This window comes from Flavobacterium sp. LMO8 (assembly GCF_009495755.1).
Lineage (GTDB): Bacteria > Bacteroidota > Bacteroidia > Flavobacteriales > Flavobacteriaceae > Flavobacterium.
The window spans coordinates 173494-199864 of record NZ_WIBJ01000033.1; the positions used below are offsets into that span (position 1 = coordinate 173494).

Consider the following 26371-nt stretch of genomic DNA (forward strand, 5'->3'; position numbering starts at 1 on the left):
ATTATTAATTAAAACGCCCAAAAGTAATTTTGAGCGTTTTATTAATTATTAATAATGAAAAATTATTTTCCGTCTCTATCTACTTTAATTCTTTCAGGACGATTTGCTAGTTCCCAAGCCAGGCCAAAAGCTAATTGTGCTCGTTTTGCTAACGCATCATATTCAATTTTATCTGGTGTATCACTTGGTAAATGATAATCTGCATGAATTCCGTTAAAAAAGAAAATTGAAGGAATACCTTTTTTTGCAAAGTTATAATGATCTGAACGATAGTAAATTCTTTCAGGATCGTTTCTATCGTTATATTTATAGTCAAAATCTATCTTAGTGTATTTTGTGTTTACTTCTTCGTTAATGTTGTGTAATTCGCTACTTAATCTATCTGAACCAATTACATAAACATAATTATTGGTGTTTGGATGTAAGGTATCGCGTCTTCCAATCATATCAATGTTAATATCTGCAACCGTATTTGCTAGAGGAAATAACGGATTTTCTGAATAATATCTCGAACCATGTAAACCATGCTCTTCTCCAGTTACGTGTAAAAATAAGATAGAACGTTTTGGTCCGTGTCCTTTTTTCTGAGCTTCTTTGAAGGCTTGAGCAATTTCTAATAATGCAACAGTTCCAGAACCGTCATCATCAGCTCCGTTATAAATTTCACCATTTTTCATTCCAACGTGGTCGTAATGTGCCGAAATAACAACGATTTCTTCTGGTTTTTCTGAACCTTTTATGAATGCCCAAATGTTTTCTGAATCATTTAATTTAGGAGCAAATCCTCTTTTCATAAATTCAGAAGGCACTTTTTGATACCAATCTGCAGCAGCTTCAGGAAAAGAAATACCCATTTTTTTGTATTCTTCAATCAAGTATTTTCCTGCTTTTTTTTGTCCATCTTCTCCGGTGTTTCTACCTTGCATATCATCTCCGGCAACTATGTATAAGTGTTTGCTTAATTCTGGAGCTGTAATGGTGTTCATGTAAGTACCAAGGTCTGCTGGGGTTTGTGTCTTTTGAGCTGAAGAACAACTTGAAAGCAACAATGTTATAACAGCACCTGAAAACAATATTTTTTTCATAAAAAGTGGGTTTTGATTTTTAATTCTTAGACAAATATAATTAGTTAGTAGTAAAAATGAATTTTTTATTACACTTTGCAACTAATTTTAACAAAATTTGAAGAATAGTACAGATTATTACAAATTTACATTGAGTAACTTTGCATAGAACAAGATTTTTAAAATGAAACTAAACCCAAGCGATACTTTCAATAAGCAATTGCCAGCTGATTCAAATGTTTCAAATACACCAAGACAGGTATTTGATGCTGCTTTTTCATTTGTAGCACCTCGCATTCCTTCTGATCCAAAATTAATTCATGTTGCCGATGAGGTGGCTCAATTAATAGGAATTTCAGAAGCAGAATCGAAATCGAACGATTTTTTGAATTTAGTCTCAGGAAGAGCTATTTACCCAGATACAAAACCTTATGCTATGGCGTATGCAGGACATCAATTTGGAAATTGGGCTGGACAATTAGGCGATGGGAGAGCTATTAATTTGTTTGAAGTTCTACATCAAAACAAACGTTGGACATTACAGTTAAAAGGAGCAGGGGAAACACCTTATTCCAGAACTGCCGATGGTTTGGCAGTTTTGCGTTCGTCTATTCGCGAGCATTTATGTAGCGAAGCTATGTATTATTTAGGTGTGCCAACCACACGTTCGTTATCTTTGGTAACATCGGGTGACAAAGTATTGCGAGATATTTTGTACAACGGGAATGCCGCTTATGAAGACGGAGCTGTGGTATGTAGAGTAGCTCCTTCGTTTATTCGTTTCGGGAATTTTCAATTGTTTACTGCTCGAAAAGATATCAAAAATTTAAAAGCGTTAGCAGATTATACAATTCAGTATTTTTATCCTGAAATTACAGTTTCGGGAAAAGAAAAGTATTTGCAGTTTTATCAAGAAGTGGTGAATAGAACTGTTGAGATGGTGTTGCATTGGCAACGCGTTGGGTTTGTGCATGGGGTTATGAATACCGATAACATGTCTATTTTAGGACTTACGATTGATTATGGTCCGTATGGATGGTTGGAAGATTATGATCCAGATTGGACACCAAATACTACAGATGCCGAAGGCAGAAGATATCGTTTTAGAAACCAACCTGATATTGCTTTGTGGAATTTAGTACAATTCGGAAATGCTTTATATCCGTTGATTGAAGATATTGTTCCAATGGAAGAAGTATTGAATAGTTATAGTCAACAATTCGATTCTCAGTTTCCTATTATTCAACAGCAGAAGTTGGGATTAGAAGCTGAATATGATGCTGATTTTCAGGATGAACTGACTGCTTTGTTGACAGCATCAGAATCCGATATGACGATTTTCTATCGCAATTTGGCCAATGTATTAAAATCAGATGCCCCTGAACATGCTTTTAGTAAAATTGAATTTTCGTTTTATGAACTGGATAAAATTATCGATGATTTAAAAACGCGTTGGTTCAATTGGTTTGCATTGTATTTGGAAAAAATCAAAGCAGAAAATATTTCTGATAGTGAACGAAAACAAGCTATGAATCAAGTGAATCCAAAATATGTGTTGCGAAATTACATGGCACAATTAGCCATTGAAGCTGCTGAGAAGGAAGATTTCACGTTAATTGACGAATTATATACGTTGCTTAAAAATCCTTATGACGAACAACCGCAGTATGAAAAATGGTTTGCCAAACGACCTGATTGGGCTCGAGATAAAGTTGGTTGTTCTATGTTGTCGTGTAGTTCTTAGGTAATAGTTCAATATTCAACATTCGTTAATCGAAATTCAATATTCAAGAGATGCTTGACAGCATGACAAACAATGCGGATAGATAATTAAGAAATGTGTATTATCTCTGTGTGAAAATTTGAAACCTGAAACAAAAATTAAAAACATATAAGTCATATAAAAAAAATAAGTCAAGCCTCACGTTGAATAAAGTTCATAATAGATTTTAAAGATTACTCTTATTTTTACAATCTGTGTTCCAAAAGCCTGAAACCTGAAACCTGAAATTTGAAACAAAAAATTAACTATGAAAAACTGGAATCCTATTACTACAGAAGAACAAGTAAGAGAAATTGTTGAGAAATCAAATGAAAAACCTCAAATCATTTTTAAAGACAGTGTAACTTGTGGTATTAGTGCTTATGCTAAAGAACGCTTGGTTAGTGGAAATGATTTATTGATTGCTAAAGCCGATTTCAATTATTTGGATTTGCTATCGTTTCGCAATGTGTCTAACTTTATTGCAGAGGAATTGAACGTGATTCATCAATCGCCACAAATTATAGTGTTGAAAGATGGGGAAGTGGTGTATCGTGTTTCACATCATAGTATTCAGGCGGATGAGATTGCGAAGTATTTGTAGTGCTAATAATGTAAAACAAAGCCCATAGCTTTGGCTAAGGTGTACTGCTTTTCGAATAATTCTTCTACAATATCGGTTACATTATCATATTCTTGGCATAAAGCAAAGAACGGATTGTCGATAATGGTACTTAGTATTGGTGCTGGGTTGCGATAGCCTGAAATAGAAATAGCTCCTGTGACATCCAAGAAATATTGAGCGGTTTCGGAATCGAGGTCTAGTTGTAAGGTATTGGCAAAATGGATGCGTTTGTTGGTGAGTTTGCCTTCAAAGAACTCGGCTATTTCTTCTAGGCTGTATAAATAATTATCGATGATAATGTTGTTGTCTCTTCCTTGGAATACGAAGTAGATGATTTCGTAGTCATGGAAGTTTCGGTCTTCGTAGAGTAGGGTGGATAGGCTTTCTTCTAACCCTTCTATGCTATCACAGGTTTGGTAAACATTAGTGATGTTGTATTGCAATGCTAGTTTTTCTAAAGAGGGTAGGATGATGCTGGATGTTTGGGAAGTGACATCGGGAACGCTTTCTAGGCAGAATAGTTTGGAATGCATTGTTTTTTTTACAAAGATAATAGATTTTGTTGGGACAAGTATTTAACGTTGCACTTGGTTTGGCACGCGGATGAAACGGGTCCGCCAAGGCGGAGCGCTGGTGATGCGGATTTTTAAACACATAGACACATAGACGTTTTACTTAATTTAGAACAGGGATTTTTATTTAAACGCAAAGAGCGCTGAGTTTTTTTCGCAAAGGAGGCAAAGGCGTTGCACTTGGATGTGGATTGTGTTGAGAGAGCTACACATAGGCGCTGCACTTTTATAGTTTACAATAGACTACACGACTAGTTTGTCATGCTGATAAGCATCTCTTGAACAAGTGATACTTTCTTTATTAGAAGTTTATACCACATAGGCACATAGTTTTTTACACAGAGATGCACGGAGTTTTATTGGAAGTGGATTGTGTTGAGAGAGCTACACAGAGGCGTTGCACTTGATTTGGCACGCGGATGATACAGGTCCGCCAAGGCGGAGCGCTGGTGGAGGCGGATTTTTTAAACACATAGGCACAGTAGTTTTGGTTTGTGTTGATTTTAGGCGTTTCACTTGGCATAGCTCACATAAGACTACACGACTAGTTTGTCATGCTGATAAGCATCTCTTTTACTACTATGCATATGAAAAAAACGGTACAAATGATAACTTTGGATTTGTAGTTGCTCTTGTACTTGATTTTTTCTAAAATTTTTAGTTTTATTTATTTACTGACATTCAAATGGTTGGGAATGGGGTAAGGAGGAAAGTGTGTTTTTTTTACTTTTTTCTTTTGAAAAGGTTTGCAGAAATAAAAAATCGTTCTATATTTGCACTCGCAATACGGAAGTAGTGCGCGATTTATTGGAGAAATGGCAGAGTGGTCGAATGCGGCAGTCTTGAAAACTGTTGACTGTAACAGGTCCGGGGGTTCGAATCCCTCTTTCTCCGCAGGGTAAAACCGATTCAGAAATGAATCGGTTTTTTTTTATGTTTTTTTTAACGTTTACAGTTTTCTATATTTTTAACTCAATCAGGTTATTTACTTTAGCTACCAAATTTACCCCTGTATTTTTGTATGTTTTGTAAACCAGCTGTTTTTATGGGTTGCAAGGGGATTTTTTTTTCGTTATTTTTGAAGAAATGTTTTAAAAATGGATAAGTATAGAAATGTTATTGATGAACTTATTAAGTTTAGAGATGATAGAGATTGGAAACAGTTTCATGATTCTAAAAATCTTGCGGTTGCTATTTCAATTGAAGCTTCTGAGCTAAATGAACTTTTCTTGTGGAAATCTCCTGAACAATCTGATAAGGTTGAAATTGAGCGTATAAAAGAAGAATTGGCGGATATTTTGTCTTTTTCCTTTTTATTAGCAGAAAAACATGGATTGGATCCATTTGATATTGTATCTGAAAAAATTAAGCGAAATGGAGAGAAATATCCAGTTGAAAAAGCTAAAGGTAAATCAGATAAATATGATCAATTATAAATGAAGAATAGATTTTCGATTTCATGTTATAATTTTGATTCAAACTTAGAAAGAGAAATTATTGATAATCACCGGGACTACCTTTCATGGCCTTTGGTGTATTTTCTAAATGATCAACAAACTAAATATGCTTATGTCGGTGAAACAACTGATGTTGTAAAACGCATGAAAGCGCATTCAAAAACACAAAACAAAAAAGATTTAACAGCTGTCAACCTTATAACGAGTGATTTATTCAATAAATCAGCTACACTTGATGTAGAGGCTAATCTTATACGCTACATCAATGCTGATGGACAATATCATCTTAAAAATGCAAACCTAGGAATTGCAAACCATCGTTTTTATCAACAAAAAGAAGTTTATTGGGAATTATTTTCGGATATCTGGGATGAATTAAGAGCAATGGGAATTGCTCGTCATTCATTAGAAAATATAGACAATTCTGATTTATTTAAATATTCACCCTACAAATCCCTTTCAACCGAACAAGTTACGAGTTTGAAATTAATTTTAGAATGTTTACTTGATGATAATACAAATGTCAGTTTAATTCAAGGAGGAGCAGGAACAGGTAAATCCATACTAGCAATATTTCTATTCAAGTTACTTAAAACAAATCTTGATGATTTTAACTTTGCTGATTTTGATGAAGAAGATTTGGAATTATTCAATCTTTTGAAAGCAGTTAGAGCCAAATATGGTGAGTTGGAAATGGCTTTAGTTATTCCGATGGCTTCATTTAGAAAAACAATTTCAAAGGTTTTTAAAAATATTCAAGGTTTATCACCAAAAATGGTAGTAGGTCCATCAGATTTGGCAAAAAACAACTATGATTTAGTAATTGTTGATGAAGGCCATCGTTTAAGAAGACGTGTAAATCTAGGGCCTTATTTTAAACCTTTTGATGACACCTGTAAAGCTTTAGGGTTAGATGAATCAACTGCATCTGAATTAGATTGGCTGTTAATTCAATCAAAAAAATCACTTATTTTCTATGATCGTTTTCAGTCTATAAAACCATCTGATGTTCTACGTTCTCGTTATGTTGCACTTGAAAATGCACCATCGACACGTATTGAAACTCTTAAAACTCAATTTAGATGTAGAGGAGGTAATGAATATGTTAAGTTAATTCATGACTTACTTGATAATAAGATTAATTCTACTAATAAGTTTCAATCCTTAGAATACGAATGTTATTTGTTTGAAGATCTTCAACAAATGGTGGATGAGATTAATAAACGAGAAAAATTAGATGGCTTATCACGAATGGTTGCAGGTTATGCATGGGAATGGGTTTCTAATAAAGATAAATCTGCTTTTGATATTGTAATTGAAGATACAAAATTACGTTGGAATAGTGTTGCTATAGATTGGGTTAATTCACCAAAATCGGTAGATGAAATTGGTTGTATTCATACCACTCAAGGATACGATTTAAATTACACAGGCGTAATTATTGGGCATGAACTTGATTATGATTTTGAGGCTAAGCAGATGGTGATTGATAAAAGTAAGTACAAAGATAAAGCTGGTAAAAATACAATTAAGGATGATCAGATTCTAAAAGAATATATTCTAAATATTTATAAAACAATTCTTTTACGTGGTGTAAAAGGTACTTTTATTTATGCTTGTAATGATAACCTAAGAAAATACTTAAGTCAATTCATTGCTTTAAAAACCACAACGGAAGAAAAACTTCAGTTAAAAATTATAGATGAACCGAATATAAATACAATTCCATTCTACGATTTAGAAATTGCTGCAGGTTCATTTTCTGAACTACAATTAGTTGAAGACATTCGATATATAGAACTTGATGATGCAATACATAATCAGGAACATTACTTTGCCTGCAGAGTAGTTGGGGAATCTATGAATAAAATTATCCCTAATGGTTCTATATGTCTATTTGAAAAATACACTCATGGATCTCGTAATGGTTTAATTACACTAGTAGAAATGACTGATTTTATCGATGCTGATTTTGGTTCAAATTATACTGTTAAAGAGTATAGTAGTAAAAAAAATACTACTGAAGACAATTGGAGACATGAAGAAATAACGCTTTTGCCAAAATCAACATTAGATTATACATCCATTGTTCTTCGGGATGAGGAGACTATTAACCTGAAAGTGATTGGTGTTTTTGTTAGAGTGTTAGGTTTTTAAATTAGTTTTCAAAGTAAGTTATTACTTTTTGATCGTAATGAGATTTTGAAATGGGTTCAGCATGACAAAGAAGTGGGAGTGTTGATTGATGATTAATGAATCTAGACTTCGCTCGATTTGACAAGTGCAGTTGAGTGACGAATGAAGATTAACGAATCATGAGTGGTGAAGCTAGCTTTACTTCGCAAAGCAAAAGTCTACTTTGTAGGAATTTTTTATCTATGAGAAAGAAAAAAGGAACTTAAAAAGTGTAATTTTAGTGAGTTGAATATTTAATTAAGACAAAAAAAAGTAATTTGAATTATACTCTAATTGGATTGACCTTAATATGAATTATTATTTATTTAATTGCCTCAATATGTATTTAACAATTGAGGCAATTTTTATAGTAATTCGTAATATAAATTAGTAATTATTAACGTAAGCTAGCTCCTAACTTACTTTCAAAATTACCTTGTAACTTACTCATAATTTTATCAATTTGAGTGTCGGTTAGCGTTTTAGAATCGTCTTGTAAAATGAAACTTAAGGCATATGATTTTTTCCCTTCTGGTAAATTATTTCCAGTGTACACGTCGAATAAATTTACTTCTTTTAACAAGCCTTTTTCGGTTTGTTTGGCGATGTTGTAGATTTGTTCGAATGGTACGTTTTCGTCTAGCAACAATGCTAAATCTCTACGAACTTCAGGATATTTTGGAATATCGGTGAATTTAATTTTCGTAGAAACGTATTTCTGAATTTTATCCCAAGCAAAATCAGCGTACAATACTTCTTGTTTGATATCGAAATGTTTCAAAACTGATTTTTTAATCGTTCCAAATTCTACAACGACTTCTTTTCCAACCGCTAAAGCTAACCCTTCTGCGAAAACATCATTTTCAAATGGTAATGAAGTCACTTTCTTGTCTAATCCTAAACGACTTAAAATCGTATTGATATAACCTTTAAACAAGAAGAAATCGGATTTTGTTTGAGCATTTGTCCAACTTTCGTTTTGTCTGTTTCCAGTTACTAATAACGTTAAGTGTTTGTTTTCATCATGGCCGTTAGCCGTTTTGTGGTAACTTTTTCCAAATTCGAAGAATTTTAAATCACTTCTTCTTCTGTTGATGTTGAAAGAAACCGCTTCTAATCCAGAAAATAATAACGATTGGCGCATTGCTGATAAATCGCTACTCAATGGATTTAACATCATTACGTTCAATTCATCTTTTAAATTTTCAGAAAGTTTTACGTAATCTGGCGTAGTTAGTGAATTCGCCATCATTTCGTTAAAACCTAATGAACACAATTGATTTGCAATTATATTTTGTACTTTATATTCTTCCGTTCTTGATGAATTTGCTGTGGTAGCATTCACTTTAGAAGGAATTTTGATGTTGTTGTATCCGTAAACACGTAAAATTTCTTCAATAACATCAATTTCTCTAGTAACATCAACACGATATGATGGAATCATCATGCCTAATCCTGTTTCGGTAATACTATTTACTTTAATATCTAAAGAAGCCAAAATATTTTTGATTATTTCAGGCTTAATTTCTTCACCAATGATTTTATTCACCTTGTTGAAATTGATAAACACACTGAAATCTTCAATCTTTTTCGGATAAATGTCCACGATATCCGAAGTAATTTCACCACCTGCCACTTCTTGAATTAACAAAGCCGCACGTTTTAAAGCATATTCTGTAATATTTGGGTCGATTCCTCTTTCAAAACGGAAAGAAGCATCGGTACTCAACGTATGTCTTTTTGCTGTTTTTCTAACTGAAACTGGATTGAAATAAGCACTTTCCAAGAATATAGCCTGAGTACTTTCAGAAACTCCCGAAGTTTTTCCTCCGAAAACCCCAGCAATACACATTGGACCACTTTCGTCACAAATCATTAAATCTTCTTCGTGTAAGGTACGTTCGATATCATCTAAAGTAACAAATTTAGTTCCAGCTGGAACTGTTTTTACCACTACTTTATTTCCTTTTATTTGAGCGGCATCGAAAGCGTGTAAAGGTTGACCTAATTCGTGTAAAACGTAATTCGTAACGTCAACAATATTATTTTTTGGAGTTAAACCAATCGATTTTAAACGATTTTGTAACCAAGTTGGAGATGGTTTAACGGTAATTCCCGAAATCGTAACGCCACAATATCTTGGGGCTAATTTGTCATTTTCAACTTTAACATCGATTTTTAACGTACGTTTTTCGACCTTGAATTTACTCACTGATGGTGTAATCAATTCCGAAGTAGTTCCTTTTTGTAATAATCCAGCACGTAAATCGCGAGCAACACCCATGTGCGACATAGCATCGGCACGGTTAGGTGTTAATCCGATTTCGAATACTTCATCGGTTTCAATTTCGAATACTTTTGAAGCTGGAGTTCCAGGTTTTAAATCCTCGTTCAGAATCATAATTCCGTCATGACTTTCGCCAAGACCTAATTCGTCTTCAGCACAAATCATTCCGTGACTTTCTTGTCCGCGGATTTTACCTTTTTTGATTTCGAATGCGTTTCCTTCTTTGTCAAATAATTTTGTTCCAATAGTCGCCACAGGAACTTTTTGTCCCGCTGCCACGTTTGGAGCACCACAAACAATCTGAACAGGCGCGTTTCCATCGCCTAAATCAACCGTAGTGATTTTTAGTTTATCAGCATCTGGATGTTTTTCGCATTTTAGTACATGACCAATTACAACGCCTTGTAAACCTCCTTTTAAACTTTCGTATTTATCAACGCCTTCTACTTCTAAACCTAAGTCGGTAAGAATGTCGGCAATTTCTTCAGATTTTAAATCGGTTTTAATAAATTGTTTTAACCAATTGTAAGATATACGCATTTTGTATCGAATTTTAAACGGCAAAGATACTTTATAAAATTAGAATTTAGAAATTAGAATTTAGAAATTTTGAACAGCTTTTTGGTGATAAGTTTTGTTAAATTGCTGGAAGCTGGATGAGGGAAGCTGGAAGTTTGAATAGCATTCTTAAATAAACTTATATGGCTATATTGTTATTATTTAAAATAAAGATCGCAAAATCTTACTTTGTAAAACTTTGCGCTTTACTTTGTGAGACTTTGTGTCACCTACTTTTTCAAGAACGAAATCAATCCACTAAAATAGGTTTTTTGGTCGTCGTAAAACGCCATGTGACTTCCTTTTGGACAGAATAAATACGAACCGTTTGGTAAGATTTTCGAAATTTCTTCCATGTGTTTTGGATCCATGGTATCGTGTTTAGCTCCGATTACTAATGTTGGGATTTTTACGTTTTTTAAATCAGCTTTTCTGTCCCAATTTTCTAATTTACCTGAAATTCCAAATTCACTCGGACCTTGCATGGTAACATAAAGTGATTGATTCATTTTTCCTAACGAACGATTTACTGGCTCTGGCCAATCTTTTGCAGGGAAACGAAGAATGTGTTTTTCATAGAAATTCGGAAGCAATAATTCCATATATCTTGGATTGGAAAAGTCGTTATTAGCTTCAATTTTCATAAGTTCTGCCAATACTTCTGGATTCATTTGTTTACTTAAAACTTCGTTGGCATATTTATCATATTCAGGGCAACTTGCCATCATATTCGAAATGATTAAGCCTTTCATGTTGTTTTGATATTTTGTAGCGTATTCCATAGCTAAAATACCGCCCCATGAATGTCCTAACAAGTAGAAATTGGTGTTGTCTAACTTCAAAGCTTTTCGAACTTGTTCTACTTCTTCGACATATCTTGCCAAATCCCACATCGAAGTATCGTTTGGATTATCGGCATTTCCACAACCTAATTGATCGTAATAAATGAACTCGATGCCTTCAGCTGGTAGGAAATTCTCGAAACATTCAAAATATTCATGCGTTGCACCCGGACCACCATTTAAAAGTAAAACTTTCACCTTTGGATTGTTACCAATGCGCTTTGTCCAAACATTAAAAGTGCCTTTTGGAGTTGTAATGGGAATGACTTTTACACCACCATTTTGAATGCTATCAGAAGATTGTGCAAAATACTCGTTTTGAGTAGCTAGGGTTTCTTGTTTACAGCTTGTGAATAAAGCTATGGTGAAGAGTAGGAGTGTTGTGTGGAATAGGTTTTTCATGGAGGTATTTATTAAAGAGTAATAAAAGTTATTATCAAATATACCAAATTTCCTCCAAACCCTTACAAAATCTCTTCCACGTGTTTTTTAATATTCGAAGCTATTTTTGTCATGGGTAAATCATTGGCATCGTTGCCAAATGGGTCTTCAATTTCTTCGGCGATTAATTCTAAACTCGCTAAAACATAAAAGATGAAAATCACAACCGGAATTACGTAGTAACCCAAACTAAATACAAATCCGAAAGGTAAGGTCATCACAAAAAAGAAGATGAATTTTTTGATAAAAGAACTGTACGAGTAGGGAATAGGTGTGTTTTTAATTCGTTCGCAAGCGCCACAAATATCGGTAAACGATTGCAGTTCCGAATTAATGATGTAAAATTGGTCACCCGTAATTTTACCAGATTTGTACAAGTCGTTTGCTTTTTGAAACAACATTTTTGCCACTTGATTCGGACGATGTTTGTGATGATCCATTTCTAAATCCAAACCTTCAAACAACATTTTGCTTACTTCTTCATTCAATAGATGTTTGGAAAGCACCGAAGCATATGCTGGAATCACTTTTCTGTAGAAATTTCTATCGTTTTCATCAGATAAATAAGCAGAAATTTTTAAAGCTAAATTTCGACTATTATTCACTAAAGAACCCCATTGTTTTCGACCTTCCCACCAACGGTCGTAAGCAGTATTGGTTCGGTAAGCCAATAATAACGACAACACAAAACCTACGGTAGTGTGCATTAGGTTTAGGTTTTTTACATGACTAGTTTTGGAAAGTTTCCAATATTCTAATTCCAAATACGCAATTCCATAGGAATAAAATCCAATGAAAAACATCATCGGAATTAGTTGACGAAAGGTATCCGATTCGTGAAAGCGGAAAATAAAAGTAATCCAGTCTTTTGGGTTGTATTGAACCATATTTTAGTGATTAGTGAAAAGTGATTAGTGAAAAGCGGATTCTCAATTTCACAGTTTCACAATTAAACATTTTAACAAATCTAAAAATATTAATTCAATTTTAAAGTACCGGCTAATTCTTTTAAGTTAATTTCTGAAAGTTTGGTTACATATTGTGCATTCGAATAACGAACTGATGCATCTATAAAGTTTTGCTGAGCTGTTCTAAATTCGATAGTTGTGATTGTTCCAATTTTGAATTTCGCTAACGTAATATCTAAGTTTTGTTTGGCGATTTCTAAGTTTTTTTCTTCCACTTTTACCAACTCTAAATTGGTTTGATAGCTCGCAAATAAAGAAGATAATTGTGAACTTAGCGATAATTTTTGTTGTTCTAAAAGTAAACTAGCATTCTCCACTTGATATTTGGCTACTTTTTCGTTTCTGTTTTGAAGAAAGCCATTAAAGATTGGCACTGTCGCAGTAACTCCATACACAAAACCTTGTCCAGAAGATTGCGTGATGAATCCTAAAGAAGCTTCCGAACGTGTGAAATTATAACCTGAAGTAATACGAACCGTTGGATAACGATTGCCTTTGACTTGTTTTAAATTCAAATCGGCTACTTTTTTAGACAGAATTTGTGCTTGCAATTGTGGATTTTGTTTTTCGGCCGTAGATTTTAATTCGTTGAAATCTAAATTTTGTTCGAATGTAACTTCGTTAGCTACTTTAAAATCGGTTTGTACATCACGAATCAGTATTTCGTTCAATCTAATTTTACTGATTTTGATGAGTTCTTTTTGTCTCAATTGTAAACTCAAATCGCTGTTCAAATCTACTTGTGCATTCAAAACTTCTAATTTTGATGCTTTTCCAATGCTAAAACGATTTTGAGCAGTTGTCAAACGTTGGTTTGAAATTACAATCGCTGTATCAATGGAAGTTAAAACTTGCTGTTGTTGTACCAAATCGAAATACGTAGTATAAACATCACTAATTCTGGTCAAAATCGCAGTTTGTAATTCGGCTTTTCCTTGTTGTTCTAAAACATTTAATTGCTCTTTTCGGGCAAACATACTTAAACCATCAAAAATTGTCCAATCTAAACCAATACCATACGTTAAATTCATGTTTTTGGCATTGTCTAATTCTCTTACAGTTCCATCTGCTTGGGTTTGTTTCGTATCAATTTGACTGTTGTTGTTAGTGAAATTCGCATTCAACGAAGGCAACATTCCAGCATTGGCTAAATTGTTATTGGTAGCATCAATTTTCGAATTGTTTTCAGCTATTTTAATATCGTAATTGTTTTCCAAAGCAATTTTTACAGCATCTTCAAGCGAAAGTAATTCTTGTGCTTGCGTTGAAAATCCGATGATGAAAAGGAATACTATTTTATATAAATATTGCATACTATTATTTCTCTAAAGCGTCTAAATTATCAAATTCTGGTCGGTGTTTTTTAGCTTTCGACCACATTAAATAGATTGCTGGAATTACGAATAAGGTTAAAATTAACGAAAACATCGTTCCACCCACAATAACAACTCCCATTCCCATTCTACTTGCAGAAGCCGCTCCAAGCGAAAGAGCAATTGGTAAAGCTCCTAAAGCAATAGCTAAACTGGTCATTAAAATTGGTCGTAAACGCGCTTCCGAAGCTTCTAAAATGGCATCGTATTTTGATTTTCCTTGTTCTCGAAGTTGGTTGGCAAATTCGACTATCAAAATTCCATTTTTGGTAACGAGCCCGATCAACATGATGGTTCCAATTTGACTAAAAATATTCCAAGTTTGTCCAAATAACCAAAGCGAGAATAATGCTCCAGCAACTGCCATTGGTACTGTTAGAATGATGATAAATGGATCAATAAAACTTTCAAACTGAGCAGCTAAAATCAAATAGATTAATAATAACGCTAAGCCAAATGCAAATGATGTATTTGAACTACTTTCTACGAAATCTCGAGATTCACCACCTAAATCTGTAGTAAAGGTCTTGTCAAGAACTCGTTCTTTAATTTCGTTCATGGCTTCAATACCATCTCCTATACTTTTTCCTGGAGCTAATCCCGCAGAAACTGTTGCCGACATGTATCTGTTGTTATGATACAATTGTGGTGGATTGCTTTTTTCTTCAATTTCTACTACATTATCCATTTGAATCAATTCACCTTTGTTATTTCTTACAAACATTGAGGTTAAATCAAGTGGTTTTGAACGATCTTGTTGGTTAAATTGTCCGATTACTTGGTATTGCTTTCCGTTTTTTATAAAATATCCAAAACGTTGTCCACTTAATGATAATTGAAGTGTCTGTGCAATATCTAAAACTGAAATTCCTAAACTTTCAGCTTTTTCACGATTAATAGTTACATTAAGTTCGGGTTTATTAAATTTCAAATTCACATCAGCCATAGAGAATGTTCCGTTTTTATTCACTTCATCCATAAAAACTGGAATCTTCTCTTGTAATTTTTCAAAGTTTTGCGCTTGTATGATGTATTGTATTGGTAAACCACCTCTACGACTTACCGAAATAGTTGGTTGTTGAATTACAGATGTTTTTGCATCAGGATAACGTTTTACCCATTTTCCTAGTTCGTCTGCGATTTCCATTTGTGATTTTTCTCTGCCATCGGGATTTTTTAATGAAATACGAATAAATCCACTGTTAACAGATGATGAACCTCCAAATCCAGGTGATGAAATTACTAGACTTACTTGCTTTTCTGGAATAGAATCATCAACTAATTGCGACATTTCTTGCATAAATCGATTGGTATATTCGTAAGAAGCACCTTCGGGAGTAGACATTCTCATTACAAAACCACTTCGGTCATCTAAAGGAGCAGTTTCTTTTTGTAAAATTGTAAAAAAGAGAAAAATTAGTCCAAAACAACCAATAATAATAGCAAAACTCCATCCTTTTTTTGGAATAAAACGTTTTAGATTATTGGCGTAAACTGCATTTAATTTTTCAAAATAGGGTTCAGTTGCTAAATAGAATTTTGATTTTTTTTGTTCTCCACCTTTCATTAAATACGCATTTAACATAGGAGTAAGTGTAAGCGAAACAAATGCAGAGACTAAAACGGCTGCACCGATAACAATTCCAAATTCTCTAAATAATCGTCCTACAAACCCTTCTAAAAATATTACAGGTAAAAAAACCGCTGCAAGAGTAATTGAAATAGAAATTACCGCAAAGAAAATTTCGTTTGAACCCTTTATTGCCGCTTCAATTGGCGACATGCCTTCTTCAACTTTTTTGTAGATATTTTCAGTTACTACAATACCGTCATCTACTACTAAACCTGTTGCTAATACAATGGCTAAAAGTGTTAATACGTTTATTGAAAATCCAAAGAGCCACATGATAAAGAAAGTAGCAATTAAAGAAACCGGAATATCAACTAATGGTCTAAAAGCAATTGCCCAATCTCTAAAGAATAAATAGATGATTAAGATTACCAGAATTATTGAAATAACTAATGTTTCAGCTACTTCAACTACTGATTTTTTTACAAAGGTTGTGGTATCAATTGCAATATTTAAATCGATATCTTTTGGAAGATCTTTCTTTAATTGGTCAAACTCTTTATAAAAAGCTTTTGATATATCTAAATAATTTGCACCTGGTAATGGTACAATGGCTACTCCAACAAGTGGCTTGCCAGATTGAGTCATTTGAGTCTCAATATTTTCAGCCTCAAGGCTTGCATTTCCAACATCGCTTAATCGTACAATTTTATTATTTTCTGATCGAATTATGATGTCGTTAAATTCTTGTTCAGAAGTTAAATTACCTATTGTTTTAACGGTTAATTCAGTATTATTACCAGTTATTTTTCCAGATGGAAGTTCAACGTTTTGTTTATTTAATGCTGTTCTAACATCTGCTACAGTAATTCCATAAGCGGATAATTTATCAGGATCAATCCACAAACGCATTGCATATCTTTTTTGACCCCAAATTTGAATACCACTTACTCCAGGAATAGTTTCTAAACGTTGACTAATAACATTTTCAGCATATTCACTTAATTCTAAAGCGCTTTTAGTTTTGCTCTGAACAGTCATTGAAATTATAGCTTCGCTATTAGCATCTGCTTTTGAAACAATAGGTTGTGAATCGATATCTTCTGGCAAACTTCTAACGGCTTGTGAAACTTTATCACGAACATCATTAGCTGCAGCTTCTAAATCTTTATCTAAATTAAATTCAATTGTAATTATACTACTACCTTGATTACTTGATGAAGTTATGTTTTTGATTCCATCTATAGAATTTATTGCTTTTTCTAAAGGCTCTGTGATTTGAGATTCAATTATATCAGCATTAGCACCTGTGTAATTAGTTCTAACAGAAATTTGTGCAGGATCAATAGAAGGATATTCTCTAACGCCTAAAAACTTGTATCCAATAAAACCAAAAAGAATAATGGTTAAATTTAAAACAATCGTTAGAACAGGTCTTTTTATGCTTAAGGTGGATAAACTCATGAATTTGTTTTTTTGAATTCAAAATTCTATTGTAAAATTATTTTTACTGGAGTATCAGCTTTTAAACTCATAATGCCGCTGGTAATTAGCGTATCACCTTTATTTAATCCATCGGTAACTAATACATTATTTTCAGTTCTTGTATCCGTTATTATAATTTTTTCAGTGGCAATATTGTTTTTAGAAACAAATACTTTTTTTCCATTTTGAATTGGGATTATTGCTTCGGTTGGAATTAAAATGGCATTTTTAACAACATCTAGTGGTAGTTTTATATCTGCATATGTTCCTGGAAACAATTTATTGTTCTTATTTTCCGTGACAGCTCTTACTTGTAATGTTCTTGTAGAGATATCAATGCTAGGTTCTAAAGCATAAATTTTAGCTTCAAATTCGTCAGGAGTTCCAGCAACTTTAAATTTAATTGTTGAATTAATTTTAACTTGTGATGCATGTTTTTCTGGAATAGAAAAAGTAATTTTCAATTGATTGGTATTAACCAAATTGGTAATTAAAAGGGAAGGAGTTACGTAGCTTCCTGGAGAAATATTTCGTAAGCCAATTTTACCAGAAAATGGTGCTCTAATAGTTGTTTTGGCAATTTGGGCTTGTATTAATTGTGTTTGGGCTTTTAGACTTCTAAATTCGGCACTTGCAATATCATATTCTTCTTGACTTATGGCTTCTTTTTGAAGTAGTAATTTAGCTCTTCTTTCATTTTCAGAGGCCAAATTTTGACGTGTTTTTGCTTGAGAAAGTTGTGCTCGTAATTCAATATCATTGACTTTAACTAGAACTTGTCCTTTACTTACATTAGTTCCTTCAGTGAAATAAATTTTTTCTACAATTCCTGATATTTCACTTTTTATTTCAACTGTTTCATTTGCCTCAATTGAACCGGATAGGGAGATTGTATTTGCAAAATCATTTTCATTGATAATTATTGCATTCACCTCCATAGGAGTTTTTTTATCTCCTGTTTTATTTTTGTAATCAGAATTTGAACTATTTGATACTATTCTATATCCAATTAAACCAAGTAATGTTGCGCTTAATAGTATAAGACTAATGGATTTTATTTTCATAAGAAAGGCTATTATTTCTTACAAAGCTAGTTTTTCGAAATTAATTAAACCAAAGTCTTACCATTTATTTAACATATTTGTAGGTACAAATGTATGTTTAGAAAATGTATGTAGATTAATTAAAAACAACATTTCAAAATGTAATTAGAAGGATTGTAATTGAGGTAATTAACTAATGTAATTCCAGATCGTTTTCTTTTTGCTTAACTCGATAAAAGCCTCGCGAAGTTTTGCGTGTTCTGATTTTTCCATTGGAGCATCATCTCTTAAAAGTTTTATAGCATGATGACGTGCTAATTGCAAAATGTCTTTGTCTTTGACTAAATCAGCAATTTGAAGATTTAAAACGCCACTTTGTTGTTTGCCCATAATGTCACCCGGACCACGCAATTTTAAATCGACTTCCGAAATTTCGAAACCATCATTCGTACGAACCATCGTTTCCATTCTTATTTTGCTATCACTACTTAGTTTGTGACTTGTCATTAAGATGCAATAACTTTGTTCAGCACCACGACCTACACGACCGCGTAACTGATGCAATTGCGATAAACCAAAACGTTCCGCACTTTCAATAACCATTACAGAAGCATTGGGAACATTCACACCAACTTCAATAACAGTTGTCGCTACCATAATATTGGTTTTTCCTTCCGAAAAGCGACGCATTTCTTCGTCTTTATCGGCGGGTTTCATTTTTCCATGAACTATAGAAATAGAGTATTGTGGTAATGGAAAATCTCTCGATATACTTTCATAACCATCCATCAAATCTTTGTAATCCATTTTTTCCGATTCTTGAATTAACGGATACACGATATATACTTGACGACCTTTTGCAATTTCGTCTTTTAAGAATTTCCAAACTTTCAATCGGTTCGAATCATAGCGATGTACGGTTTGAATCGGTTTTCTTCCTGGCGGTAATTCATCAATTACTGAAATATCTAAATCACCATACAAACTCATCGCTAAGGTTCGTGGAATAGGAGTAGCGGTCATTACTAAAACGTGAGGAGGAACATCGTTTTTCTTCCAAAGTTTTGAACGTTGCTCCACACCAAATCTGTGTTGCTCATCTATTATCGCTAAACCTAAATTATGGAATTGTACCTTGTCTTCTAATAAAGCATGAGTTCCAATTAAAATGTCTAAGCTTCCATTTTCAAGTTCTTCGTGAATGATTTTTCGCTCTGCAGTTTTAGTTGAACCAGTTAATATTTTTATATTGATATTGAGTTCTTTAGCTAATTCGGTAATACCATTAAAATGTTGATTAGCTAAAATTTCGGTTGGAGCCATTAAGCAACTTTGAAACCCGTTATCTTTTGTCAAAAGCATACACATTAATGCTACAATTGTTTTTCCTGAACCAACATCACCTTGTAATAAACGGTTCATTTGAGCGTTGCTTCCTAAGTCGTTTCTGATTTCTTTTAAAACACGTTTTTGGGCATTCGTTAAATCGAAAGGCAAGTGATTTTTATAGAAATTATTGAAGTTTTCACCCACTTTTTCAAACGGCATTCCTTTGATTTTGTGTTTGCGAATCAGGTTCTTCGTAATCAATTGCAATTGGATGAAAAACAACTCCTCAAACTTCAATCGGAATTGCGCTTTTGCCAATAAATCTTGACTTTTGGGAAAATGAATATTGAATAAAGCGGCATTTTTTGGAATTAACTTTAATTCGTCTAAAAGATAATTTGGAAGATTCTCTGAAAACAAAGCTTGTGTTTCCACAAACAATTGTTGCATCATTTTATTGATGACTTTATTCGAAATCCCTTTGTTTCCTAATTTTTCAGTGCTTGGATAAACGGGTTGCATTGCCGAACGAAGACTGGCTTTGTGTTCTTCTAATAATTCCATTTCGGGATGCGCCATGTTGTAAGTTGCACCAAATTGAGAAACTTTTCCAAAAATCACATACGGAATATTGATTTTTAAACTTTCTCGAATCCATTTTTGACCTTGAAACCAAACCAATTCCATTTGACCGGTATCATCTACAAATGTCGCAACCAATCTCGATTTTCCTTTTCCTTGCTCAACTGTTTTGATATTGATGATTTTCCCAACAATTTGAACTTCTGAGTTACTATTTTGGAGTTCGTTAATTTTATAATAACGGGTTCTATCAATATAACGATTTGGGAATAAATTCAGTAAATCTGCATACTTATGAATGCCCAACTCCTTGCGCAATAAATCGCCACGTTGCGGACCAACGCCTTTGAGATATTCTATGGGAGTTTCGAGTAGATTCAAGTTCAAGTGCAATTACAAGTTCAAAATTCAATTTTGGAACACTGATTTAAGAAATTTTAAAAATTTATATAATTACTTTAATCTGTGTTCCTAATTCAAAAGCGAAGATAGTTTATAATTTGTTAATTTAAAAAGGAGAGAAATTGAAAATGTTTATATTCGTTCATTATTAAAATCCATCAAGATGTTTCGAATTCTTTTAGTATTGTTTTTCATTAATATATCTTTTGCACAACAAATTGATAAAGTTGATTTTATCAAATGTGATGCTTTGGTTGCTCCAAATCATGCTGAGAAATCAATTTCTGGAACTATTACTTTTGAGTTTAAAGTAAAAAAAGCAATCGATACCATTAAAATCGATGCTAAAAACATGGAGTTTTCGGGAGTTATGATCAATGGAAAATCCGTAAAATTCAAAAATTCAGGAAAAACATTGGATTTGTTTGAAGGTTTTAAAAAAGGAAAAAATAAGCTAGTTTTTAGTTATTCCGCAAAACCAAAACAAACGCTTTATTTTACAGGTCAAGATGAAAATTTACAAATTTGGACACAAGGACAAGGTCGTTATACGAGTCATTGGTTACCCAGTTTTGATGATGTAAATGAGAAAGTGATTTTTAATATTTCTGTTGAATTTAGAAATGATTTCCCAGTGATTTCAAATGGTGCTTTTGTCTCAAATAGTTACAATTCGAAAGGGAATTTAATCACTTGGAAATATCAAATGCAAAAACCAATGTCTTCTTATTTGGTAATGTTGGCCATTGGAAATTTTGAAAAACAAACAACAACTACCAAATCCGGAACATCATTAGAATTTTATTTAGATAAAAACGATGTTACAAAATTTGAACCAACGTATCGCTATTCCAAAGAAATGTTCGATTATTTGGAACAAGAAATAGGAGTGAAGTATCCTTGGGGCATTTACCGCCAAGTTCCAGTTCGTGACTTTTTGTATGCGGGAATGGAGAATACGACTTCAACGATTTTTGCACAAGATTTTGTGGTAGATGAAATAGGGTTTAACGACAGAAATTATGTCAATGTCAACGCACACGAATTAGCGCATCAATGGTTTGGCGATTTGATTACGGCACAATCAGGAAAACACCATTGGTTACAAGAAGGTTTTGCTACTTATTATGCGTTATTGGCGGAACGTCATTTGTTTGGTGATGATTATTTCTACGAAGAATTAAATGATTACGCCGAACAGTTAAAGCGTGCCTCTAAAACGGATACGATTCCGGTGATGAATGAAAAGGCGAGTTCGTTGTCGTTTTATAAAAAAGGCGCTTGGGCATTGCATGTTTTACGTGAAGATATTGGAGCAAAGAATTTTCAAAAAGCAGTTAAAAAATATTTAAAGAAATACCAATATAAAAACGTCAACACAGATGATTTCTTGAAGATTGTGAAAGATGTTTCGGGTTATGATGTGGAGAATTTCAATAGGGTTTGGTTAGAAAAGCCTGGATTTGAAATGGAAATCGCTCAAAAATATCTTTCTAAAAATAAATTCATTCAAGACTATTTTGCTCTAAGGAGAAGTAAAAAATCATTATCTGAATTAACAGAAATTTTAAAATCAGATGCGTATTATCCGATTAAACAATATATTGTATATCAAACACGAAGTTTGCCTTTTGATGAACGTAAAGTAATTTTAGAAACTGCTTTAGCCACAAATGATATTTTGGTAAGAAGAGCGGTTGCAGAATCAACACCAGTAATTCCAGAAGCTTTTAAATTGCAATATGAAACGTTGTTAGAGGATAATTCATATCAAACAAAAGAAATTGCGTTAGTGAATTTATCTACAAACTTTCCTGAAGACAGAGAAAAATATTTATTTCAAATTAGACGTTTAAATGGAAATAACGATAAAAGTTTACGAATTACATGGCTAAAGTTAGCTTATGAAACTCCAGAGCTTGAAACCCAAAGAATAGATTTTTATTTAGAATTGTTGCATTATGCATCGTCTCAATATGAAAGTTCTATTAGGCAAAATGCTTTAGAAGCTCTTCTTTCAATTGATTTCATGAATAAAAAAGTAATTACACAATTATTTTTAGCAACCAATCATCACAAATGGCAGTTTACTCTTTTTGCAAGAACAAAAATTCGTGAATTGCTAAAAAATCCCGTATATCGTAAAACGGTTGAAACAATTGCAGAAACTTCAGATGAAAGTAGCATGAAAGCTTTGTATGCAAAGTTTTTAAACGAAAAATAAAAAAATCCCGAGCTTCAACTCGGGATTTGTATTTAAAATACTCTTTTCAATTCTTCTTTTAAATAGCTAATTGCTACTGAACTTGGAGCCTCGGTTTCGGTCATTTCTAACATGATGGCTTCTCTTAATTTATCAGCACTTGTAATATCTTCTCTTGCTGCATTTTTACGAATAATTTGTACCGTACTGTTTTTAGTTTTCAATACGATATCCCAAGTTTCCGCAGTCAAATAAATTTGTTGGGTCAAATTATGCTCATATTCGGTTTGTATATGGTGAACCAACAAAGTAGCATAATCGTCTTTTGACTGACTAATAGGCGCCACACGAATCAACAATTGTGCTGGATTAATTCGCTCTAAAAATAAAACCATTCGCTCATACGCTTGTAAACGAATTGGTAACGCTTGTTTTTGATTCTCTCTTAATAATTCAAATTTGCGTTTACTTTCTTCGCTGTTATAAAATTTTTGCATCATTACAAAAGCGACACCACCTGTAATTAAAGCAGGTAAGGTATAAGCAGCAATTTCTAATAATTTATCTTCGATTGTCATTTTTAAGTTGGTTTAATTTCATCGCAAATTAAGATTAAAATTATCAAATATCAAATTCAATTTCAAAAATCAAATTCAAATTTCTAAACTCCTTCAACCAACATCCATCATCCAACATCTAAAATTTTTAAAAACTTGTATTAACCCTTTTCATGATGTATTTTTGTAAATTAGTTAAAAAGTTATAGTACACTATGAAAGAAATGCAACGATATATTAGCCAATTAAACGAAGCACAGCAAGCACCTGTTTTGCAAAAAGACGGTCCCATGATTGTTATTGCAGGCGCAGGTTCTGGTAAAACACGTGTGTTAACCGTTCGTATAGCTAACTTGATGAGTCAAGGAGTAGATGCTTTTAATATTTTGGCCTTAACTTTTACCAACAAAGCCGCACGTGAAATGAAAAAACGTATTGCGGATATTGTTGGAAACAATGAAGCGAAAAACCTTTGGATGGGAACCTTTCACTCTGTTTTTGCTAAGATTTTACGAAGTGAGGCTGATAAATTAGGCTATCCATCAAATTTCACGATTTACGATTCTCAAGATTCTTTGCGTTGTTTGGGTGGAATCATCAAAGAAATGCAATTGGATAAAGACATTTACAAACCAAAGCAAATTTTAGGCAGAATTTCATCCTATAAAAACTCCTTAATCACAGTTAAAGCCTATTTCAATAATCCCGAATTACAAGAAGCCGATGCCATGAGTAAAAAACCGCGTATGGGGGAAATTTACCAACAATATGTGGAGCGTTGTTTTAAATCGGGTGCGATGGATTTTGATGATTTGTTATTGAAAACCAATGAATTATTGAATCGTTTCCCAGATGTATTAGCGAAATATCAAGATAGATTCCGTTATATTTTAGTAGATGAGTACCAAGATACGAATCACTCACAGTATTTGATTGTTCGTGCGTTGTCGGATAGATTCCAAAATATATGTGTAGTAGGAGATGATGCGCAGAGTATTTACGCTTTCCGTGGTGCGAATATCAACAATATTTTAAATTTTCAGAAAGACTACGAAAACGTGCAATTGTATCGTTTGGAACAAAATTACCGTTCATCGAAAAACATTGTAGAAGCAGCAAATAACGTAATCGACAAGAATAAAACCAAGTTAGATAAAATCGTTTGGACATCCAATGATGACGGACCAAAAATAAAAGTCCACCGAAGTTTAACAGATGGTGAAGAAGGTCGTTTTGTTGCAGCAACCATTTTCGAACAGAAGATGCAAAACCAAATGCTTAACGGACAATTTGCTATTTTGTATCGTACCAATGCGCAATCTCGTGCGATGGAGGATGCGTTGCGTAAACGCGATATTCCGTATCGAATTTATGGTGGTTTATCGTTCTATCAACGTAAGGAAATTAAAGATGTTTTGGCCTATTTGCGTTTGGTGATTAATCCAAAAGATGAAGAAGCACTTGTACGTGTGATTAATTATCCAGCAAGAGGAATTGGTGATACAACGGTTGAGAAATTAACAGTTGCTGCCAATCATTACAAGCGTTCTATTTTTGAAGTAATGGAACACATTGATAAAATTGATTTGAAACTGAATTCGGGAACAAAAGCGAAGTTGAATGATTTTGTGACGATGATTAAAAGTTTTCAAGTCATCAATGAAAATCAAGATGCGTTTTTCTTAACCGATCATGTTACAAAGAAAACCGGATTAGTTCAAGAACTCAAGAAAGATGGTACTCCAGAAGGAATTGCTAAAATTGAGAATATAGAAGAACTACTAAACGGTATTAAAGATTTCACTGAAGGCCAAAAGGAAATCGATGGTGCAAGAGGTGCGTTAGCTGAATTCTTAGAAGACGTAGCTTTAGCAACCGATTTAGATAAAGATACAGGCGATGACGATAGAGTAGCACTAATGACGATTCACTTGGCAAAAGGATTAGAATTTCCACATGTGTTTATTGTGGGATTAGAAGAAGATTTGTTTCCAAGTGCCATGAGTTTGAATACCCGTAGCGAATTAGAAGAAGAACGTCGATTATTCTACGTTGCCTTAACACGTGCCGAACATCAAGCGTATTTAACCTATGCGCAATCGCGTTACCGTTGGGGAAAATTGGTAGATAGCGAACCATCGCGTTTTATTGAAGAAATCAACGACCAATATTTAGAATATTTGAATCCAGTGGATTCGGGTTATCGCTACAAACCGGTTATGGATATTGATGTTTTTGGTGATATTGATAAATCAAAATTACGATTAGCAAAACCAACTGCAGGAACGCCACCAAAATATTTAACGCAAGACCAACCAAGTCCCACAGCAAATATCAGACGATTAAAACCAGTTTCGAGCAATTCAGGAAGTTCAAATGTAGTCGATGCGAATTTATCCGTTGGTAATATCGTAATGCACGAACGTTTTGGAAAAGGGAAAATTGTAAACATTGAAGGAATAGGAGCCGATAAAAAAGCAGAAATCCGTTTTGATGTTGGCGGATTAAAGAAGTTGTTGTTGAGATTTGCTAAATTGGAAGTAATAGTATAAATTTAATTTGAAATGGATTTGAAAGAATGTATTTGTTGTAAAAATGAAGTACTAGAAAATAGTACAAATTGTAAATTTTGCGATTTTCCATTTTTGGGAAGTGATGAAGAAAAATCGAAACACATTGGTAGATTCATAGTTAATAAAAGAGTAATTTCTGAATCAGAAGATTCATTGGAAAAGAATCAATATTTATTGTATATTATTTCTGCCATAACATTTTTATCAGCAATAATTTTTATCAATAAATTTGAAGGCTTATATTTTGAGACGATTTTAAATTTTTTTAATGGACTTGTTATCTTTTTTTGTGGTTTCTTTTTAAAAAGAAAACCTGTTGTTTTAACAATAATTCCTTTAGTTTTAATTTTGAGTATGTATTTCTTGAATTATTTAATAGATCCAAATACACTTTTTAAAGGAATTATTTTCAAATTGATAATTACAGCAAGTCTAGTTTATAACATTTTTTTAATTCAAAAATCAAATTCATTTAAAAAGAATTACAATCTAACAAATTAGAC

Annotated in this window: 17 protein-coding genes and 1 tRNA gene; 8 read left to right on the forward strand and 10 right to left on the reverse strand. The window is 33.2% G+C overall.

The window, feature by feature from the left end:
- Positions 1 to 62 precede the first annotated feature (62 nt).
- The gene (locus GFJ94_RS12315) at positions 63 to 1085 is read right to left on the reverse strand and encodes a M28 family metallopeptidase (RefSeq protein WP_153201826.1); all 1023 of its coding nucleotides are present in this window, start codon (positions 1083 to 1085) and stop codon (positions 63 to 65) included.
- 163 nt (positions 1086 to 1248) lie between these two features.
- Between GFJ94_RS12315 and GFJ94_RS12320 the strand changes: the two genes are divergently transcribed.
- Both GFJ94_RS12320 and ytxJ read left to right on the forward strand, forming a co-directional pair.
- The gene (locus tag GFJ94_RS12320; RefSeq protein WP_153201827.1) at positions 1249 to 2808 is read left to right on the forward strand and encodes a YdiU family protein; all 1560 of its coding nucleotides are present in this window, start codon (positions 1249 to 1251) and stop codon (positions 2806 to 2808) included.
- A gap of 286 nt (positions 2809 to 3094) precedes the next feature.
- Entirely contained in the window at positions 3095 to 3430 is a 336-nt protein-coding gene (ytxJ, locus tag GFJ94_RS12325) for a bacillithiol system redox-active protein YtxJ (protein ID WP_153201828.1), read from the forward strand.
- Between the two features lie 2 nt (positions 3431 to 3432).
- Here ytxJ and GFJ94_RS12330 read toward each other — a convergent pair whose 3' ends face one another.
- Complete coding sequence (locus GFJ94_RS12330; protein ID WP_153201829.1) at positions 3433 to 3984, reverse strand: DUF6642 family protein; 552 nt, start codon at positions 3982 to 3984, stop codon at positions 3433 to 3435.
- A gap of 848 nt (positions 3985 to 4832) precedes the next feature.
- On the opposite strand from GFJ94_RS12330, the gene GFJ94_RS12335 reads away from it, so the two are divergent.
- The 3 genes from GFJ94_RS12335 (at position 4833) to GFJ94_RS12345 (ending at position 7637) form a co-directional block, all read left to right on the forward strand.
- A tRNA-Ser gene (locus GFJ94_RS12335) sits at positions 4833 to 4917 on the forward strand.
- A gap of 203 nt (positions 4918 to 5120) precedes the next feature.
- Positions 5121 to 5459: a nucleotide pyrophosphohydrolase gene (locus GFJ94_RS12340; protein WP_153201830.1), complete on the forward strand. Its 339-nt coding sequence runs from the start codon at positions 5121 to 5123 to the stop codon at positions 5457 to 5459.
- The gene (locus tag GFJ94_RS12345; protein WP_153201831.1) at positions 5460 to 7637 is read left to right on the forward strand and encodes a DNA/RNA helicase domain-containing protein; all 2178 of its coding nucleotides are present in this window, start codon (positions 5460 to 5462) and stop codon (positions 7635 to 7637) included.
- A 415-nt stretch (positions 7638 to 8052) separates the two neighbouring features.
- Here GFJ94_RS12345 and pheT read toward each other — a convergent pair whose 3' ends face one another.
- The 7 genes from pheT to recG form a co-directional block, all read right to left on the reverse strand.
- Positions 8053 to 10482 (reverse strand): phenylalanine--tRNA ligase subunit beta, encoded by a 2430-nt coding sequence (pheT, locus tag GFJ94_RS12350; RefSeq protein WP_153201832.1) that lies wholly within the window; start codon positions 10480 to 10482, stop codon positions 8053 to 8055.
- Between the two features lie 248 nt (positions 10483 to 10730).
- A complete protein-coding gene (locus tag GFJ94_RS12355) occupies positions 10731 to 11744 on the reverse strand; it encodes a proline iminopeptidase-family hydrolase (RefSeq protein ID WP_153201833.1) in 1014 nt (337 codons plus the stop codon).
- A 62-nt stretch (positions 11745 to 11806) separates the two neighbouring features.
- Positions 11807 to 12670: a bestrophin family protein gene (locus GFJ94_RS12360; RefSeq protein WP_153201834.1), complete on the reverse strand. Its 864-nt coding sequence runs from the start codon at positions 12668 to 12670 to the stop codon at positions 11807 to 11809.
- 89 nt (positions 12671 to 12759) lie between these two features.
- On the reverse strand, positions 12760 to 14064 hold the full coding sequence (locus tag GFJ94_RS12365) for a TolC family protein (protein WP_153201835.1): 1305 nt from the start codon (positions 14062 to 14064) through the stop codon (positions 12760 to 12762).
- Positions 14065 to 14068: 4 nt separating this feature from the next.
- Entirely contained in the window at positions 14069 to 17158 is a 3090-nt protein-coding gene (locus GFJ94_RS12370) for an efflux RND transporter permease subunit (protein ID WP_153201836.1), read from the reverse strand.
- Positions 17159 to 17184: 26 nt separating this feature from the next.
- The gene (locus GFJ94_RS12375) at positions 17185 to 18243 is read right to left on the reverse strand and encodes an efflux RND transporter periplasmic adaptor subunit (protein WP_153201837.1); all 1059 of its coding nucleotides are present in this window, start codon (positions 18241 to 18243) and stop codon (positions 17185 to 17187) included.
- Between the two features lie 168 nt (positions 18244 to 18411).
- Positions 18412 to 20520, reverse strand: a complete 2109-nt coding sequence (gene recG / locus GFJ94_RS12380) for an ATP-dependent DNA helicase RecG (protein ID WP_153201838.1) — start codon at positions 20518 to 20520, stop codon at positions 18412 to 18414.
- A gap of 178 nt (positions 20521 to 20698) precedes the next feature.
- Between recG and GFJ94_RS12385 the strand changes: the two genes are divergently transcribed.
- Positions 20699 to 22759: a M1 family metallopeptidase gene (locus tag GFJ94_RS12385; RefSeq protein ID WP_153201839.1), complete on the forward strand. Its 2061-nt coding sequence runs from the start codon at positions 20699 to 20701 to the stop codon at positions 22757 to 22759.
- 32 nt (positions 22760 to 22791) lie between these two features.
- Here the strand turns inward: GFJ94_RS12385 and GFJ94_RS12390 are convergent, their stop codons facing one another.
- The gene (locus GFJ94_RS12390) at positions 22792 to 23316 is read right to left on the reverse strand and encodes a hypothetical protein (RefSeq protein WP_153201840.1); all 525 of its coding nucleotides are present in this window, start codon (positions 23314 to 23316) and stop codon (positions 22792 to 22794) included.
- Positions 23317 to 23519: 203 nt separating this feature from the next.
- Here GFJ94_RS12390 and GFJ94_RS12395 point away from each other — a divergent pair, with 203 nt between their 5' ends.
- Positions 23520 to 25847, forward strand: a complete 2328-nt coding sequence (locus GFJ94_RS12395; RefSeq protein WP_153201877.1) for an ATP-dependent helicase — start codon at positions 23520 to 23522, stop codon at positions 25845 to 25847.
- Positions 25848 to 25859: 12 nt separating this feature from the next.
- On the forward strand, positions 25860 to 26369 hold the full coding sequence (locus GFJ94_RS12400) for a hypothetical protein (RefSeq protein WP_153201841.1): 510 nt from the start codon (positions 25860 to 25862) through the stop codon (positions 26367 to 26369).
- The last annotated feature ends 2 nt before the right edge of the window (positions 26370 to 26371 follow it).

Bases quoted from the DNA above. Each gene is read 5' to 3' on its own strand.
- GFJ94_RS12315 (WP_153201826.1), bottom strand. From the start codon at position 1,085: ATGAAAAAAATATTGTTTTCAGGTGCTGTTATAACATTGTTGCTTTCA.
- GFJ94_RS12320 (WP_153201827.1), top strand. From the start codon at position 1,249: ATGAAACTAAACCCAAGCGATACTTTCAATAAGCAATTGCCAGCTGAT.
- ytxJ (WP_153201828.1), top strand. From the start codon at position 3,095: ATGAAAAACTGGAATCCTATTACTACAGAAGAACAAGTAAGAGAAATT.
- GFJ94_RS12330 (WP_153201829.1), bottom strand. From the start codon at position 3,984: ATGCATTCCAAACTATTCTGCCTAGAAAGCGTTCCCGATGTCACTTCC.
- GFJ94_RS12340 (WP_153201830.1), top strand. From the start codon at position 5,121: ATGGATAAGTATAGAAATGTTATTGATGAACTTATTAAGTTTAGAGAT.
- GFJ94_RS12345 (WP_153201831.1), top strand. From the start codon at position 5,460: ATGAAGAATAGATTTTCGATTTCATGTTATAATTTTGATTCAAACTTA.
- pheT (WP_153201832.1), bottom strand. From the start codon at position 10,482: ATGCGTATATCTTACAATTGGTTAAAACAATTTATTAAAACCGATTTA.
- GFJ94_RS12355 (WP_153201833.1), bottom strand. From the start codon at position 11,744: ATGAAAAACCTATTCCACACAACACTCCTACTCTTCACCATAGCTTTA.
- GFJ94_RS12360 (WP_153201834.1), bottom strand. From the start codon at position 12,670: ATGGTTCAATACAACCCAAAAGACTGGATTACTTTTATTTTCCGCTTT.
- GFJ94_RS12365 (WP_153201835.1), bottom strand. From the start codon at position 14,064: ATGCAATATTTATATAAAATAGTATTCCTTTTCATCATCGGATTTTCA.
- GFJ94_RS12370 (WP_153201836.1), bottom strand. From the start codon at position 17,158: ATGAGTTTATCCACCTTAAGCATAAAAAGACCTGTTCTAACGATTGTT.
- GFJ94_RS12375 (WP_153201837.1), bottom strand. From the start codon at position 18,243: ATGAAAATAAAATCCATTAGTCTTATACTATTAAGCGCAACATTACTT.
- GFJ94_RS12385 (WP_153201839.1), top strand. From the start codon at position 20,699: ATGTTTCGAATTCTTTTAGTATTGTTTTTCATTAATATATCTTTTGCA.
- GFJ94_RS12390 (WP_153201840.1), bottom strand. From the start codon at position 23,316: ATGACAATCGAAGATAAATTATTAGAAATTGCTGCTTATACCTTACCT.
- GFJ94_RS12395 (WP_153201877.1), top strand. From the start codon at position 23,520: ATGCAACGATATATTAGCCAATTAAACGAAGCACAGCAAGCACCTGTT.
- GFJ94_RS12400 (WP_153201841.1), top strand. From the start codon at position 25,860: ATGGATTTGAAAGAATGTATTTGTTGTAAAAATGAAGTACTAGAAAAT.